Origin of the sequence: Kocuria sp. SM24M-10, assembly GCF_001027955.1 — a bacterium.
GTDB classification, from domain to species: Bacteria; Actinomycetota; Actinomycetes; order Actinomycetales; family Micrococcaceae; genus Kocuria; species Kocuria oceani.
The window spans coordinates 20,265-35,425 of record NZ_LDNX01000147.1; the positions used below are offsets into that span (position 1 = coordinate 20,265).

Annotated in this window: 14 protein-coding genes and 1 pseudogene; 6 read left to right on the forward strand and 9 right to left on the reverse strand. The window is 66.1% G+C overall.

What is annotated here, in order from left to right; all coding sequences use genetic code 11:
* Window positions 1-39: 39 nt before the first annotated feature.
* Window positions 40-564, forward strand: a complete 525-nt coding sequence (locus tag ABL57_RS23600; RefSeq protein WP_082157538.1) for an excalibur calcium-binding domain-containing protein — start codon at window positions 40-42, stop codon at window positions 562-564.
* 100 nt (window positions 565-664) lie between these two features.
* Here the strand turns inward: ABL57_RS23600 and ABL57_RS17580 are convergent, their stop codons facing one another.
* Complete coding sequence (locus tag ABL57_RS17580; RefSeq protein WP_047804775.1) at window positions 665-991, reverse strand: Lsr2 family protein; 327 nt, start codon at window positions 989-991, stop codon at window positions 665-667.
* Between the two features lie 39 nt (window positions 992-1,030).
* Window positions 1,031-1,507, reverse strand: a complete 477-nt coding sequence (locus ABL57_RS17585) for a hypothetical protein (RefSeq protein ID WP_047804776.1) — start codon at window positions 1,505-1,507, stop codon at window positions 1,031-1,033.
* A gap of 391 nt (window positions 1,508-1,898) precedes the next feature.
* Here ABL57_RS17585 and ABL57_RS17590 point away from each other — a divergent pair, with 391 nt between their 5' ends.
* The 3 genes from ABL57_RS17590 (at window position 1,899) to ABL57_RS17600 (ending at window position 4,120) form a co-directional block, all read left to right on the forward strand.
* Entirely contained in the window at window positions 1,899-2,258 is a 360-nt protein-coding gene (locus ABL57_RS17590; protein WP_047804777.1) for a helix-turn-helix transcriptional regulator, read from the forward strand.
* Window positions 2,255-2,854: a cadmium resistance transporter gene (locus ABL57_RS17595; protein WP_047804778.1), complete on the forward strand. Its 600-nt coding sequence runs from the start codon at window positions 2,255-2,257 to the stop codon at window positions 2,852-2,854. Before ABL57_RS17590 ends, ABL57_RS17595 begins: the two co-directional genes overlap by 4 nt.
* Before the next feature lie 378 nt (window positions 2,855-3,232).
* Entirely contained in the window at window positions 3,233-4,120 is an 888-nt protein-coding gene (locus ABL57_RS17600) for a hypothetical protein (RefSeq protein ID WP_047804779.1), read from the forward strand.
* A 660-nt stretch (window positions 4,121-4,780) separates the two neighbouring features.
* On the opposite strand, the gene ABL57_RS17605 is transcribed toward ABL57_RS17600, so the two are convergent.
* A complete protein-coding gene (locus ABL57_RS17605) occupies window positions 4,781-5,203 on the reverse strand; it encodes a hypothetical protein (RefSeq protein WP_047804780.1) in 423 nt (140 codons plus the stop codon).
* A gap of 897 nt (window positions 5,204-6,100) precedes the next feature.
* Here ABL57_RS17605 and ABL57_RS17610 point away from each other — a divergent pair.
* Window positions 6,101-6,745 (forward strand): PP2C family protein-serine/threonine phosphatase, encoded by a 645-nt coding sequence (locus ABL57_RS17610; protein WP_053005103.1) that lies wholly within the window; start codon window positions 6,101-6,103, stop codon window positions 6,743-6,745.
* A 71-nt stretch (window positions 6,746-6,816) separates the two neighbouring features.
* Here ABL57_RS17610 and ABL57_RS17615 read toward each other — a convergent pair whose 3' ends face one another.
* The 4 genes from ABL57_RS17615 to ABL57_RS17630 form a co-directional block, all read right to left on the reverse strand.
* The gene (locus tag ABL57_RS17615) at window positions 6,817-8,274 is read right to left on the reverse strand and encodes a hypothetical protein (RefSeq protein WP_152683451.1); all 1,458 of its coding nucleotides are present in this window, start codon (window positions 8,272-8,274) and stop codon (window positions 6,817-6,819) included.
* A gap of 55 nt (window positions 8,275-8,329) precedes the next feature.
* Window positions 8,330-9,394 carry a putative glycoside hydrolase gene (locus ABL57_RS17620; protein WP_047804782.1) on the reverse strand — a complete coding sequence of 355 codons (1,065 nt, stop codon included), beginning with the start codon at window positions 9,392-9,394 and terminating at the stop codon, window positions 8,330-8,332.
* Window positions 9,391-11,103, reverse strand: a complete 1,713-nt coding sequence (gene pelF, locus ABL57_RS17625) for a GT4 family glycosyltransferase PelF (RefSeq protein ID WP_082157540.1) — start codon at window positions 11,101-11,103, stop codon at window positions 9,391-9,393. The genes ABL57_RS17620 and pelF overlap by 4 nt, the downstream gene beginning before the upstream one ends.
* A gap of 126 nt (window positions 11,104-11,229) precedes the next feature.
* Window positions 11,230-12,672 (reverse strand): hypothetical protein, encoded by a 1,443-nt coding sequence (locus ABL57_RS17630; protein ID WP_047804783.1) that lies wholly within the window; start codon window positions 12,670-12,672, stop codon window positions 11,230-11,232.
* Window positions 12,673-13,176: 504 nt separating this feature from the next.
* On the opposite strand from ABL57_RS17630, the gene galU reads away from it, so the two are divergent.
* Window positions 13,177-14,115, forward strand: coding sequence for a UTP--glucose-1-phosphate uridylyltransferase GalU (gene galU, locus ABL57_RS17635; protein WP_047804784.1), 939 nt, complete (start codon window positions 13,177-13,179; stop codon window positions 14,113-14,115).
* A gap of 97 nt (window positions 14,116-14,212) precedes the next feature.
* Here the strand turns inward: galU and ABL57_RS21470 are convergent.
* A pseudogene (locus tag ABL57_RS21470) lies at window positions 14,213-14,541 on the reverse strand (Lsr2 family protein).
* 37 nt (window positions 14,542-14,578) lie between these two features.
* Window positions 14,579-15,055 (reverse strand): hypothetical protein, encoded by a 477-nt coding sequence (locus ABL57_RS17640; protein ID WP_047804785.1) that lies wholly within the window; start codon window positions 15,053-15,055, stop codon window positions 14,579-14,581.
* Between the last annotated feature and the right edge of the window lie 106 nt (window positions 15,056-15,161).

Below are 15,161 nucleotides of genomic sequence, written 5' to 3' on the forward strand. Positions count from 1 at the left end.
CAACGTCGGCGCATCCAGGCTCAGGCGGAGAAAGACGCCATGAAGCGGGTCCTGGATACGTGTGACGGCCAGACGCTACCGAAGGATGACGGGACTGTCAGCGGCGATGCCGACGCTCTCGATACGACGCCCGTGCCGGTCGCACGAGAGCGGGAGACCGAGAAGGACGTAGAACAGCCGAAAACCAAGCAGTCCCCGTTCGCCAACTGCTCCGAAGCCGCTGCAGCGGGCCGCTACAACATCACCACCAGAGACCCCGGATACAACGCTGACCTGGACCGCGACGGGGATGGTGTCGCTTGTGAGAATGCTGCCGGCGCTCCCGCCCCGGCAGCACCCAAGCCTGCCGCCCCTGTGCCCGTTGCACCTCAGCCTGTCGCCCCCGTCGCCCCAAAGCCCGTGGCCCCTCAGCCGGCCGCACCGGCTCCTGCAGCCGGAGCCCCTTACGCGAACTGCACTGAGGTTTATGCCAATGGGGAATCCCATCTGACACCAGCTCACCCGCGCTGGAACCCGGGCTTGGACGGCAACGACAACGACGGCATTGGATGCGAAAGCCCATAATTCCCGCCGGCAAGAGCCCGATGAGAGTCCTCACCGATCAGTAACCGTCCACGGTAGACGACAGCGCCCCCGCCCCATCCTGGGCGGGGGCGCTACTGACTCAGTGAGCGGCGTAGTAGGCGTCCCGCACGGTCTGGTGGATGCGGCCGCGGTCAGAGACCTCGTAGCCGTTCTCCTTCGCCCAAGCCCGGATCTTCGCAGTGTCCGGATCACTACCCGAGGCGCGGGACCGGGTACCGCGGGCACCACCACGGGTGGACTTGCGGCCGGCCGCAGCGAACGGGCGCAGTATCTCGCGCAGCTTTTCGGCGTTGGTGGTGGAGAGATCGATCTCGTAGTCCTTGCCGTCCAGGGCGAAGGTGATGGTCTCGTCGGCGGGACCGCCGTCGAGGTCATCCTCGAGGTGTATTTCGACTTTTTGGGCCATGGGTGGTGTTCCTTTCGATATTCGGGTGGGGGAGCGAGGTCAGGAGTGGACAGAGTCGTCGTCGGTGGACACATCAGTGGGCACATCGTCGACCGGTGCTTCCGCTGGTTCCACGGCCTCTGCCGGTGCCGTGGTCTTGGTGCGGTTGCCGGTAATCACGGTGCCCTCGGTGGTGAGGTCCACGCAGAGCATGTCGTCCTCCACGAAAGGCTTCCACCGCCTCGTGGCCGTGGTATCGATGCCGTAGTGCGCGGTGAAGGCAGTGGCCGAGACGATCGCCTGCCCGGGCCCGCGCTTGGATCCACTGCGAACTGCATAGGCGTGCGGTGAGGAGTCATCAGTAGCACGCAGTGCCATCACCTGGCGGTCACGGTCATAGAGCAGTTCAACCGTCTCAGCGTTACCAACCAGGTCATGGGCGGCCTTGTTCAGCGAGATCACCCCGCGCTTCTGGATCGTCACGCTGGGAGCCTTGGCCAGCGGAGTCATCCTCTTGTCGAACACCTCGAACGGCATTATTTCCCCTACGGTTTGTGACCAGTCACGATGAGCTTCATCGTAACCATTGCACGCATTGGTCTGACATTTATACGCGACTCATTGGGGGTGTCTCTGAAGGAAAGGGTTGCGAGACGTCTCGTCGAGCTCGAGGTGACCGTCCCACTTCCTTGGAAGTGGGACGGCAGGCCGGGCCGGACAAACTCTCAACCATCTCGAGCTCGAACGACCCATCGACCCGGATCGGACCGCTCGGCCTTGCTCCCGTCATTTAGCTCTGTCAGAAGCACGCCACTTATCGCTGCGGTTCACATCGGACGGGCAGATTTCGCCGGTCGGTATTTTTGTAGCGGAATCCTTCGTTTTCGGGTCAAGGGGACGATTCAGTCAATACTGTACAGTCCAGTACATGCTGACTATTACTACTCGACTGGATGTGATGAACCGGTTGGGTCGGGCGATGGCCGATCCAACCCGGTCACGGATCCTGATGACCCTGCTGGAGAGCCCGGCCTACCCTGGGCAGCTGGCCCGGGACCTGAAGCTGACGCGTTCGAACGTGTCGAACCATCTGACGTGCCTGCGCGACTGCGGGATCGCGGTCGCCGTGCCCGAGGGCCGTCAGACCCGGTATGAGATCGCCGATCCGCACCTGACGCGGGCGCTGACCAACCTGGTCGCGATCACCCTCGCGGTGGATGAGAACGCCCCGTGCCTGGACCCGGCCTGCTCGGTGCCCGGATGCTGCACCGTGGAGAAGGAGGCATGATCCTGTCCTCGATCCTGCAGGCGATCGGCCTGTTCATCGCCACCAATATCGACGACATCATCGTGCTCTCACTGTTCTTCGCCCGCGGGGCGGGACAACGCGGCACAACGACCCGGATCATCCTCGGCCAGTACCTGGGGTTCGCCGGCATCCTCGGCGCGGCCGTGCTCGTGTCCCTGGGCGCAGGAGCGTTCCTACCCCCGGAGGTCATCCCCTACTTCGGGCTCGTTCCCCTGGCCCTGGGGTTGTGGGCGGCCTGGCAGGCCTGGCGCGGGTACGACGATGATGACGACGAGGCCAAGATCGAAGGCAAGAACGTTGCCGTGTGGACCGTCGCCGGGGTGACCTTCGCCAACGGCGGGGACAACATCGGCGTCTACGTCCCAGTCTTCCTCAGCGTCGGCCCGGCCGCGGTGGTGGCCTACTGCATCGTGTTCCTGCTACTGGTCGCGGTCCTGGTGGGTCTGGCCAAGTTCGTCGCCACCCGCCGGCCGATCGCCGAAGTCCTGGAACGCTGGGAACACGTCCTGTTCCCGATCGTGCTGATCGGTCTGGGCATCGTCATCCTGGTCAGCGGCGGAGCCTTCGGGCTCTAACCCATCCGAGGTGGGCACTCCACCCGGAGCCCTTGCTCCAGGTGGAGTGCCCACCGCCATTTGAAAGCGACAGAACACCGCCATATAAAGGCGAAAGCCACAGTTAGACCCACAATATTGTTCGGTTTAGGCCGTACGTAGTCGTCTTTCGGGACGCTGAGCCATGGAACTGGGGTCGGGACTGCCCCGACTGCCGGCTTGCCGTGGGCATAGGTGAAGCGTGCGGCGAAGTCGTAACCCGATGCCGCTGGCCCTGTTCCAGAGCGCGCACACACTGGGAACCAGCTGTTGGTGGGGTTGCTCCTAAACTCGAGGCGGGGCCCATGTCCGTAGGGCTTTCCTCGTCCTGGTTGCCGATAGCTGGAGAAGCTGCACCTGATGACCGATACCACCGCCGCTCACGAGATCGTGCGGGACGCGTGGGGTGACGTTCACCGGTTCGACCGCTACGCCCTGGGTGTCCTCGGGGCACTGATCGCGGCGCCTGATCCCGCCCCTAGCCGGGACGTCCTGGCTGATGCCGGGGGCGTCCGGCGGGCGATCGTGGATCACGCCATCGACCAGCTCGCAGCCCACGGTTACATCGACCGTCTCCGGGCTGTGGCTCCTCATCTTGCCGAGGTGCTGGATGGATCGCCTGCCTCGAGCGTGACACGCGTAGTCCAGCCGCCGACTGTTTCTGAGTCGGCTCAGCTCCTACCGCTGGCCGTGCGTCGGGCGTTCACTATCTCTACTGACACCGTTCTGGACGCTTTCGAGGCTCTGGAGAACGCCCCCTTGGCTCTGGACGGTCCCAGCCTCGAGGCGTTGCAGCAGGTTGCCCGCGACCGGCTACGCACCCACTCAGAATTCACCGGGGCCGACCTGGACAACCTCGCTGGCGTCGTAGCCGGCTACGTCTGGGACTTCGCCGAGGAAGAGCCTGCCGAGCGCCGTCGCCACGTCCTGGAAAACGTCCCGCGGGCGCCCATGAACCGGCGCCAAGTGGTCGAACGCGAGGTGTACCGGCTGGCCAACGGGCGCTGGGGCACTGAGAGCATCCTGATGATGTGTCGGAGCATCTATGCCGAAGCCAACTTCCGGGCTGCGAGCCAGCGTTTGGAGACTGCCACCGCGCCCGATCCGCTCACCCCTGAAGAGCTCGAAGCTGCCGCGGTCGAGGCCGCCCAGCGGGTGGCTGAGCTACGAAGGCAACAAGACAAACGGGAGAAGAAAAGTGGAACCGGCCAGGCAGGCCAAAAGTCCCAGAAATCCCATCGGCGTTGATGCACAGCTCCGGCCGAAGAGGAGCCCAAGGGCCGAGGAGCGATGTGCTGGGCAGGCAGAAAGCCGGACATGGGATGGTGTCCGGCTTTCTGTGTGGGAGATGCCTTCCGCCACAGCACCAGTGTGAAGCACCGCGAGGGTCGCTGACTAGGGGTTTCGTGCCGTGGGGAAAGCGCATGACCTGGCGAGTCCATGGGAGGGCGGCTTGAAGACGCTGGTTCCCCGTGGGGCGATTCTGCTCACCTAGTGCGTGGCCTGATCGGGGGTCGTGAGATGACTCGTCAGCCGAGGTCTGGGCTGTGAGGGGTCTTTGCGAGGGCGGATTCGCCTGCTGTTGCTGCGGTGTGCCCTCGAGTGTGGCAGGGGCGGGGCGGCCCCCCGGCCACCCCGCCCCGTGCTGCTTCATCGCGGACCCATCATCGGCCTCGCACCACGGATCCCCCCGGAACCACGGTGCGGCCGGTCGACGCGCCAGAAGCTGGAGGATGGTCTGATGCAGATCCCCTGTCCCCCTGATAAGCCACGATGCTCGCTCTCGTGCCCATCCGGCGATTCCGGAGATGTGGCGGTGTTCACAACGTGACACATCAATGTGCGACTGTGAATCGAGGTGGCCGCCGGTGGGTGGTCGGCGTGAGGAAGGTTGATCTGAGCGCAGGATCAGCCGCGGATCTGTGAGGTCTCGTCCTCGAGGTCGTCGAGCGCCCACTCCGAGAGCTGCCCGGCGGGGACGATAAACGCGCTCTCTCGCAGCAGCTGCACCTCCTGAGCCGAGAGCGCCGCCTCAGTGGCTTTGGTGTCGCGGACGGCCAATGCGGTTGCGTAGCCAGCGGCCAGTTGGGCGGCCCACCCCTGGTGGCCGGCGTAGCAGGGGTGATCAGGGTCGGGGCTGCGTGCATCCAGCCAACGTGCCGGCTCCAGTGGAGTCGTCATGGCGGGCATCAGGTGTTGGTGCAATTCCCAGGTGACCTCGGCCCAGCGGCCCGCGGGAGTCTCCACCATGGGGTAGTAGGTGGCGACCCACTGGGTGGGCGAGGCGGGGTGCAGCTCGACGGCCAGGGCCCCAAATGCAGAGGTGGTCATGCCTTCTTCCTGTTCGCAGGTGACGGATCCTCTGGCGGTGGCCGCGTGGGGCAGGATCGCGCCGCCGGGTGGGGGAGCCCGATGGTGATTGATCAGGATAGGCCCGGGGTTGACGACTGTGGAGGCAAGCTGAGCAATGTGACTCCAGGGCGTCCTCCAGGCCGGAGTCGTACGGGAGGCCCCGCCGGAGACCTCTTCGCCCGTGCGGTGTTGGGGTTCGAGGCCGCCAGTGGGCTGCTGTGCCCCCGTGCGGTGAACCCCTGGGTGTCCCCACTAATAGCCACGCCCGCCTGGTGATTCTTTTCCAACGTGACAGTAGCGTCGATGGGGCGGTGGTCGAAGCGGCGCATGGGTTCGATGTGCATCACCCTGGGGGGACACCGGACCTGCTGCTATCAGAGCCGACCTCCGTAGAGAGCGCCCCGTTCTTCCCCGAAATGCGGGCGCTCTCGCCCCAATCTCTACGGTGAAAGCGCCCCTGTCCAGGAGGGGGCAGGGGCGCTTCCCGAACTGGTCCGGGGGAACCAGGCCGCCCAGCCGGGGGTGCTGGGGTGGATGCCGTCGGGGGCCTCATCGGTGCCGCGCCCCATCGGCGGAAACCTTTCTATGACTACGCATTTTATGCTCCCCGGCGGGTACGGGGGTGGTGCGGGGATGACGAAGTGGCTCCATCGTCATCGGTCGACAGCGCGTCTCTTGCCTGCGGCTCCCGCGGCTTCCTCCCCGTAGCTCGAGTGACTCGAGGTGCCCCGTGGCCCCTGCGTTCAGGGCGCTTCCGGCAGGTGGGTTGCTGGGGGTGCGGGGGCGTGGCGGTGTTGTGCGCGGTGGCCGCGTCCTCGGGGTGTGGGTGGGGCGCGGTGGTGGAGGGTGTGGTCCGGGCAGGTACCCGGATACGAGGTGGTCGGGCGGTGCACCCCGGCCCGGCGTGCGGTCGGCAACTACTTTGACTGGCACCTGGTCGATGGGCGGCTGCAGCTCCAGGTCGCTGATGTGGTTGGGGCCGGGGCTTCAGCACCTACGATCGCCGCCTGTGTCCGGATCCTGCTGCGTGTCATCAGCCAGGACAGCGATCATCAGCGGGCCACCGACCGGGCCGCAGCCGGCATTCGGGCCCTGCTGGGGAATGCCGGAGCGTTCGTCACCGCCTTCGCCGCCACCTTGGACCCAGCCACCGGCACTCTGACCTACGTGCTCGCCGGGCATGGAATGGCCGTGGTCCTGGGCGTCGATGGCAGCCACCGCCGGCTGGCCTCCTCCGGTCCGTCCCTGGGATTGTCCTCGGCCTACGGCACCGGGTGGCAGGTGCGCACCACCACGGTGGTCCCCGGGCAGACGCTGCTGGTGCTCAGCGACGGGTTCCTCGAGCTGGACTCGGACCCGGAGGCGCAGGAACTGGTCGACCAGGCCCTGGAGCAGGTGGCTGCACGCTACCGCGGCGGGATCGATGCCCATCAGGCCGTGGAGCTGGTCACGGCCTGGGCGGTGACCCAGGACCACCCCATCGACATCACCGTGCTCGCCCTGCACCGGACCCTGGTCTAGGGGTGTCGTTCTGACTCGTACCGGAGTTGGCATTGAGGAGGTCTGCGTGGTGCGGAGTTGTGTCCGGGTGGTCAGTCGATGGTGGCTGAGCGGCCCGGGATGGTGAGGTTCGTGCCGAATACGTGGACGCTGCGGGTGTCCAGGTTCTGGTTGACCGCTAGAACACGTCCGTTGGACAGCTTGGTGATCAGGACACCGTTGTCTTGGAACGGAGCAGCGACAGGGTGAGCGGAGGAGGTCAGGGCCTGTGTAAGCGCGGTGATTTGGGGGTCCGTGGTGTCCACGGAGGCGCGGGTGACGTCTTCCCAGTGCCGGTCGTCGTCCCAGGCGTTGTCCTGGCAGGTGGGTTCGGCCTGGTTCAGGGTGGCCGTCATGGTGGTGGTCTCCGGGGTGCGCTGGAGCAGGACGTTGCCCAGGGTGAGTCGGTGGTCCAGGGCGCGTCGGCGATCTGCGGCTTCGACGACTTGGGCGTGGTTCTCGGAGTCGTCCTGAAGGCAGGTGACAGAGCCGTCGATGGGGAGACCGCGGTCGTAGGCGGTGGACGGCAACTGATGCAGGGGCACGGAGTAGTCGTGCTGGACGATGGGCAACCCAGCGGTGGTGATAGCACGGAAGGCTGCGGCCTCCTCGTGCATCCGCTCCGGGGAGAAGGGGGCACCGGTGCTCTCGGCGGTGCTGTGCTCGCGCAGTGCGAAGTCCACCGCGCCGGTGGCAGCCAGTTCCAGGGCCAGCTCCACCTGGTTGTTCCACGCCGGGTAGAGACCCAGGTTCATCGCCACGGGCACGTCGGTGCCCATGGATTCGGTCAGGGCGGTGTCGATTCGGGTGACCGTGTCGATCATGGCCCGCCCGTAGGCGTCGTCATCAGCCCAGGGACCCCACTGGCCGATGTCCACCATGTCCTGGCCGTGAGCCGGGGAGAGGGAGGTGTCGTCGAGGAAGATGCCGTCGAAGCGGGCCGGCGGGGCGTCGGTGGTACCGCGTTCGGCATCGGTGGTGAGGATTGTGTGCGCGGTTTCTGCGCAGGCTTGGGCGTAGGCGGGGGAGAGGTCGGCGACGGTGAGGTAGGAGAAGTCGGGGTAGCCGGCGTGTCCGGCGGGGGTGGTGGCCACAACCGGATTGTCGGTGGTGACGGCGTACCGCGCACTGCGCCGATCACCCATGTCGGAGCAGGAGTTCTGGAAGTTGCCGTTCCAGTGCTCCCACGGACGCATCGCGCCGACGTTGAGGTAGGCCAGGAACTGGGTGCCCGGGTTGGCGGCTTTCATGTCCCTCAGGGTGCAGTCCCCGGGGGCGTCGGTGGTCGCCATCATGGGGTCGATGATGGCCACGGAAACCTTGCCCGTCAACGCGGCGCCGGGGCACAGCAGCTGGCCTTGACGGTATCCCTGCAGGTACGCCGGAAGCTGTTGGGAGTGATCACCGGCCGTGGCAGGAGTGAGACTGGTGGCAACCACGGGGGCCGGTGCGGTGGACAGGGCCGTGAGCGCACCGGCGAGCAGGACCGTCGCGACGGTCATCGTTTTCATGTGCACATAATGACCTATGCAAAGCGATTAGTTGCACATGTGAACGCGTGGAGGGTCAGGCGCGTCGCAGCACTTGTCCGCGGTGCGGGGCTAGCACCAGGTGGGAACCGACCGGGTCGCCGTGGGCGTCGACCATGCCGGGTGGCACTTTCAGGCGTCGTCGTCGCCGTCCGTCCTCGTTGAAGTTCACCGCCGCCCACCCCTGGGTGAATTCGCGGGACCAGGTGTGTCCACGGCGCACCGGGTCCTGGAGCGGAGCGCCGAGGTCCCAGTCGAGCTCGGCCACGTGCTGGGTGTGGTTGTAGTCGTCGTGGCCGGTAGCGGAGTACGCCCCACGGCCTGCACCGAAGATCCAGAACGCCGCCAGGCCGTAGCGGAAGTTGGGGTGGTCGTCATTGCCGTCGGTGGGCACCCGCAGGATGCTCAGCCCGGGGCCGGTGGCCTGGGGGAGCTGCGCCTCGGTGGTGTCCGGGTCGAAGAGATCGGTGGGGCTGTAGCCCAGCCACACCTCCTCGAACCCGCCTCCGTAGGATGCGTGGGCGTTCCATCGGCCGGGTTGCCGCCGGGACTCGGCGATATTGGGAACCAGGACTTTTCCCACCTCGTTCAGTGCGCCGCCGGCGGTGTGCACCAGCGCGTCGAGGCCTTCGCGCAGCTCGGCCATCGATCCGGCGTCTCGGAGGGGGAGGTTGAGGCCGTAGTAGTCGTCGAAGACGTCGTTGTCGGCCATCACCCCGTCGAAGGGCGAGTCGGTGAGCTCGGTCGTGACGTTGTCCACCCACCGGGCGCGGTAGTCGGGCGACCACACGGTCATCTGCCAGTGCCCGGGATAGCGCTCCCACTCGACCCGCTCACCGGTGGTGCGACGGGCGAACCACTCGGCCTCGGCCTCGGTGTAGGAGACCCCGGAACTGTAGAGGGGCCCGGGCTCGTAGCTGCGGGTGGAGGACAGACACTTGTAGCACAGCACGGTCATGTCCGGGCGGCGTTCTTTCAGCTCCGCCGCGGCCTCGAGTTCCCACGGCTGCAGGATCGCCGCACGATAGTGCTCGGCGGCGAAGTCGATCTGTGCGGCACTGATCGGATCGCCGTAGCGGATCCAGGCACCCACCCCGCTCATGAGGAAGTCTTCAAAGGAAGTGTTTCTTCGCCCCAGTACTCGAAGTTGCGCTCCTTGTTCATGTTCCCGAGCATGCGGTAGAGCTGGTTGTAGGAGGACATGACCTCGTGGAGCTGGAAGAAGTCCTCCACCCGGCCGCGGGCGTTGGCGCAGTAGGTGCGGTAGCGATCCGTGTCCTCGATGACGGTGCGGATCTGGTGGGCCATGCCCTCGACATCGCCAGCGGAGACCAGTTCGCCGCAGGCTCCCCATGTTCGTCCATCGGGGGTGCGGAGGTCTTCGGCGACAAGCTGGCTCATGCCGCCGACGTTGGAGCCGACGGTGGGGATGCCGGCGGCCATGGCCTCGAGCACCACGATGGGCTGGCCCTCGTTGTAGCTGGGCAGCACCAGCAGGTCGAACTGGTCGAGCATGTCCCTCACGTTGACGGTGCCGTGGATGGTGACCATGTCCTGCAGGCCGAGGGCCTCGATCTTGGCCAGGCAGGCCTCGTAGTACTCCGGGACGTGCTCGGTGGGGCCCAACACGTCCAGATGCAGGTTGGGGTATCCGTGCCGCTTGAGGATCTCCATGCTGGACAGCAGGTCCATCAGTCCCTTGATGGGCACCACCCGGGCGATGTAAACAAGCTTCCAGGTGTGGTCGTCCCGGTTCTCGGCGATCTTCTCCACGGCGGTCTGGCGGGCGTGGTACTTCTCCTCGAACTCCTCGATAGTCATGCCGTTGGGCAGTACCACCGACTTGTCGATGTCGGTGCCCAGTTCGGCGGCCTCGGTGATCGCAGTCGGGTACAGGTACGTGATGACCTCGGCGCTGGGGTAGCAGAAGTGGCCCATCTCGATCCACCAGGCCATCCACGCCCGCTGCTCGGCGGTGACGTCAAAGGTGCGGTAGTCCTTGGAGGTGATGGACAGTGCCATGTTCCGGTCCAGCAGGGTGTTGACCGTGTCGCGCACATAGAGGTTGTGCTCGGTGAGCAGGAAAGAAGTGCCGTGGTCGCGGGCCGCGGCGGCCCCCAGCAGAGAGGCGTATCCGGTGGTGTGCGCGTGGTAGACCCGGGCTTTCGGCATGGTCTCTCCGAGCACCGCATAGGCCAGGGAGAAGAAACCGCGGAGCACCCAGAAGGAGTCCGACAGCGAGAGTCCCAACTGCGGCATGCGCTCGGTCAGGGCGTGCATGAACTCCCGGGAGCCCAGGATCGCCCACAGCGGGAACTGCCGGGTGCGTTCGTTGAAGCCCTCGTCGATGAGCTGCCACAGGGGCTCGGTCTCCCGCCGCTCGGACAAGGCGTAGAGGGCGTCGAAGATGCGATGGGACAGTCCGGCGCGCTGGGCGGAGCTCATGTCCAGATCCTTCGGCCGGACGGCCATGAAGTCGTGCCGGTGCTCCTGCATGCTGAGACAGACCACTCGCACCCACTTGACGTTCTCCGGCATGCCGTAGAGGTCCTCCTGCGGACTCGACGAGTCCCAGGAGATGTGGATGATGCCGTAGGTGAGATCTGGGTTGCCCATGACGATGTCGTGCACGACGGCAGACACTCCACCTTTGAGGTAGGGATAGGTGGACTCCATGACGATGGCCACGTCCACGTCCACGTACTCCTGCTGAGGCTGCTGGGCAGGCAACAGGCTGAGAATATCGGTGGCGGTGGCGGTGGCGGTGGCGGTGGCGCGGTGCTTGGCGCGGGAGAGGGTGAAGGGATACATGCCAGGGGCTCCTCGGAGACAGGGTGATCTTGACCGGTTGAACCCGGCCGGGGAGTCGCAACAGGTGTCTGGGCTGGTCTTCGTGCTGTGCACGCCAACCGGTGTTGCGGCCGAAGCGGGGGCGGGTTACCAGGAAGTGGCGTGGCGCCAGAACAGGGTGTACTCCGGCTGGACCCAGTGGCGCTTGTACAGCCCCCAAGCCACGGCCACGAGCATGAGATCGGCCAGCAGCAGCACGCCGTAGGCGCCGTTGGTGCCCAGGGCGGTGAACGCCAGCACGCACACCAGCAGGTGCACGGCGCTGAGGACCTGGGCGGCGATCTTCTCCCCGATGTAGTCCAACTCGTAGCTGAGCAGGGTGAGCATCATGAACGTCCAGGAGGCCACCGACACGCTCACGGCCAGGAGGACGTGTTCCGGTTGCAGGCCCCCCAGCAACATCGTCGCGGCCAGGGTCAAAACCATTCCGATGGCTGCGGTGCGCAGCACGGCACGATCCACGATGTGGCTGAGCAACGTGGAGTGGGAAGCCAGCACCGGCAGCGGCTCACGTTCGATCGCCCGGTGCAGCCCGGCCACCGCGCGGTCCACGTGCGGGGCCAGGTTCACGAAGTAGAAGTTGTAGGCCAGCACCGCCGGGAGCATGGCCATGAACACCACCACCACCTGGAAGGTGCCGTCGGTGACGAGGAAGAGCACGAACTTGTCCGCCCACAGCACCGCACCGAGCAGCAGCCCCCGGATGACGTCCCCGGCGAAGCTGCGGTGTCCCAGGCGTTCGAAGGAACGGGCGTGGGCCAGGTGCTTGCCCATGGGTGCGATCTGGGTGGCAGCGGCCAGCACCGGCGGCAGGATCCACAGCGTCGGCGCTGCGGCCAAAGCCAGGGCGTAGGCGCCCCAGGCCAGCGCCCACAGCCCGCGTCGTTCTCCGACGTTGGCCAGCACCAAAGACTGCACGAACAAAACGTGTGCGCCGCACAGCACCAGGTAGGTGCCCATGGCCTGGGCCGACCAGCCGGTAGCCAGCCACAGCGGGACCGCGAACAGTCCGACCAGCGGCAGCGTCTGGATGAACATGGCCGGCCACACCTGGCAGAACCGGCGAGTGATCTGCTCCATGTCCCGCTCGGCCATCAACCCGCCGATGGCACGGTAGGCGGGCATGCACGCCGCCTGCGCCAACCACGGCACGGTGATCGAGGACGCCAGCACCACGTAGGTCAGCTGCACGCCTCCGACCGTGGCCTCGGCCATCCGGGGACTGACCAGGGGGAAGACGATATTGAGGAAGATCACCGGGGACAGGTACAGCAGCAGGTTCACTCCACCCCGGTTGCTCACAGGGGAGTCCGGATCGTTTCCGACCATGCCGGTGGCCCCGCCGCGCATCATCAGCGCGACCACAGCCACGACCAAAAGCCCCCCGGACAGGGCCAGAAGCGTCAGACTGGCCTGGGCGAGCCGGTCGACGGCCGCCGGCACCAGAGCCGTCAGCAACAAGGCCAACACGATGACTGCGGTGCGGCGCCGGCTGAAGGCATCGTGCACCAAGGACTGGATCGATCTCATGGTTCCCCCTGCGAACCGGGAAACGCCTGCGACCCCCGTCGCCAGAACGTCCCGATGAACGTGACGCGGCAAGACATCCCCTGCCTTCCGCCGCAGTCAGCATGACGGCACAGACGGTGCATACGCAAAAGAAGTGAGTAATCTCTCATAAATTTGCGAGCCGGCAAGGGCGGGGCTTGTCACGCCATGATGTGGATATTTCCGCTTGTCGATGAGCAGGTGTCCAAAGCCGGTGAACCGCCTCTGTGCTGCGAATGGGGGACAAAGTAAGGGACAGCGTCGCCGATCTTGAGGCCGCCCCCCGCTGGTGCCTGCGCGCCCCAAGGTGTCTCTGCTGACCCGGCTCTAAATATCAGGTATTTCCTTCTGTTACGGTCTGGACGTCCCCTTCCCCCGGGACGTGTGCCCGTGACCCCGCACGGGTACGAGAGCGCCCCGCCTCGCAGTGCGAGGCGGGGCGCTCTCGATTCGGGCGCTTGTCGATCGCACAGTTACCGTGTGCCCATGAATCGAAGCAACAGCACCCGCGCGATCCGCAAGGCCGTCATCCCCGCCGCCGGGCTCGGCACCCGGTTCCTGCCCGCGACGAAGGCCATGCCCAAGGAGATGCTGCCGGTCGTGGACCGCCCGGCCATCCAGTACGTGGTCCAGGAGGCGGTCGACGCCGGCCTCCAGGACGTCCTGATGATCACCGGCCGCTCGAAGCGGGCGCTGGAGGACCACTTCGACCGGGTGCCGGCCCTGGAGCACCAGCTCGAGGAGTCCGGCAAGACCGAGCTGCTGCGGGAGGTCGAGCACGCCTCCGAGCTCGGCGAGATCCACTACCTGCGCCAGGCGGACCCCAAGGGGCTGGGCCACGCGGTGCTGCGGGCCAAGATCCACATCGGCGACGAGCCCTTCGCCGTGCTGCTCGGCGACGACCTCATCGACGCCCGGGACGCCCTGCTCACCGAGATGATCGCCGTCCAGGAGCGCACCGGCGGTTCCGTGGTCGCGCTGATGGAGGTCCCGCAGGAGCAGATCAGCGCCTACGGGTGCGCTGACGTGACCGCGGTGGCGGGGGAGGACTACGTGCGGATCAACGGGCTGATGGAGAAGCCGGCCCCGGAGGACGCTCCGTCCAACCTGGCCGTGATCGGGCGCTACGTGCTGGTGCCGGAGGTGTTCGAGGTGCTGGAGAACACCGCCCCCGGGCGCGGCAACGAGATCCAGCTCACCGACGCGCTGCAGACCCTCGCCGGCCGCGAGGGCGAGGGCGGCGGGGTGTACGGGGTGGTCTTCAAGGGCCGTCGCTACGACACCGGTGACAAGCTCAGCTACCTCAAGGCCAACATCATCCTGGCCTCGGAGCGCGAGGACCTCGGTCCCGAGCTGTGCGAGTGGCTCAGGGAGTACACGCGGTCGCTGCCGGTCAGTGAAGAGGCCGCGCTGCAGACAGCCTGAGCGCTGCCCAGACTGAGCCCGATGAAAACGGACTGGTCCAGGCCCCGCTCATGAGCGGGGACTGGACCAGTCCGTTTCAACATTTTTAATGCCAGATTCACTGGGTGGCGTAGTAGGCGTCCTTGACGGTCTGGTGAATGCGGCCGCGGTCGGAGACCTCGTAGCCGTTCTCCTTGGCCAGGCCCGGATTTTCGCGGTCTCCGGGTCATTACCCGAGGCGCGGGATCGGGTGCCACGGGGTCCGCTGCTGCGGGTGGTTTTGCGGCCGGTCTCCGCGAAGGGGCGCAGTGCCTCGCGCAGCTCCTCGGCGTTGGTGGTGGAGAGGTCGATCTCGTAGTCCTTGCCGTCCAGGGCGAAGGTGATGGTGTCGTCGGCGGGGCCGCCGTCGAGGTCGTCCTCGAGGTGTATTTCGACTTTCTGGACCATGGGTGGTGTTCCTTTCGATATCCGGGTGGGGAGTGGGTCAGGGGTGGTCGGGGTCGTCGTCGGCCGGCACTTCGGTGGGATTGTCGTCAGCGGCTGCATCCTTTGGTTCCGCAGGGTCGGTCGGTGCCGTGGTTTTGGTGCGGTTGCCGGTGATCACGGTGCCCTCCTGGGTGAGGTCCACGCAGAGCATGTCGTCCTCCACGAAGGGCTTCCATCGCCTCGTGGCGGTGGTGTCGATGCCGTAGTGCGCCGTGAAGGCGGTGGCGGAGACAATCGCCTGCCCGGGACCGCGCCTCGATCCACTACGGACCGCGTAAGCGTGCGGGGAGGAGTCATCGGTGGCGCGCAGCGCCATGATTTGGCGGTCACGGTCGTAAAGCAGTTCCACCGTCTCGGTGTTGTCGATGAGATCGTGGGCGGCCTTGTTCAGCGAGATGACACCGCGCTTCTGGATGGTCACGCTCGGCGCCTTGGCCAGCGGAGTCATCCTCTTGTCGAACACCTCGAACGGCATCGTTTCTCCTATGGCTCGTAGCCGGCAACAGTGAACCTCATCGTAACCATTGCATGCATTCAACGACTGTCAGCCGCGACTCCTCGCGTGTGTCTCTGAAGGCATG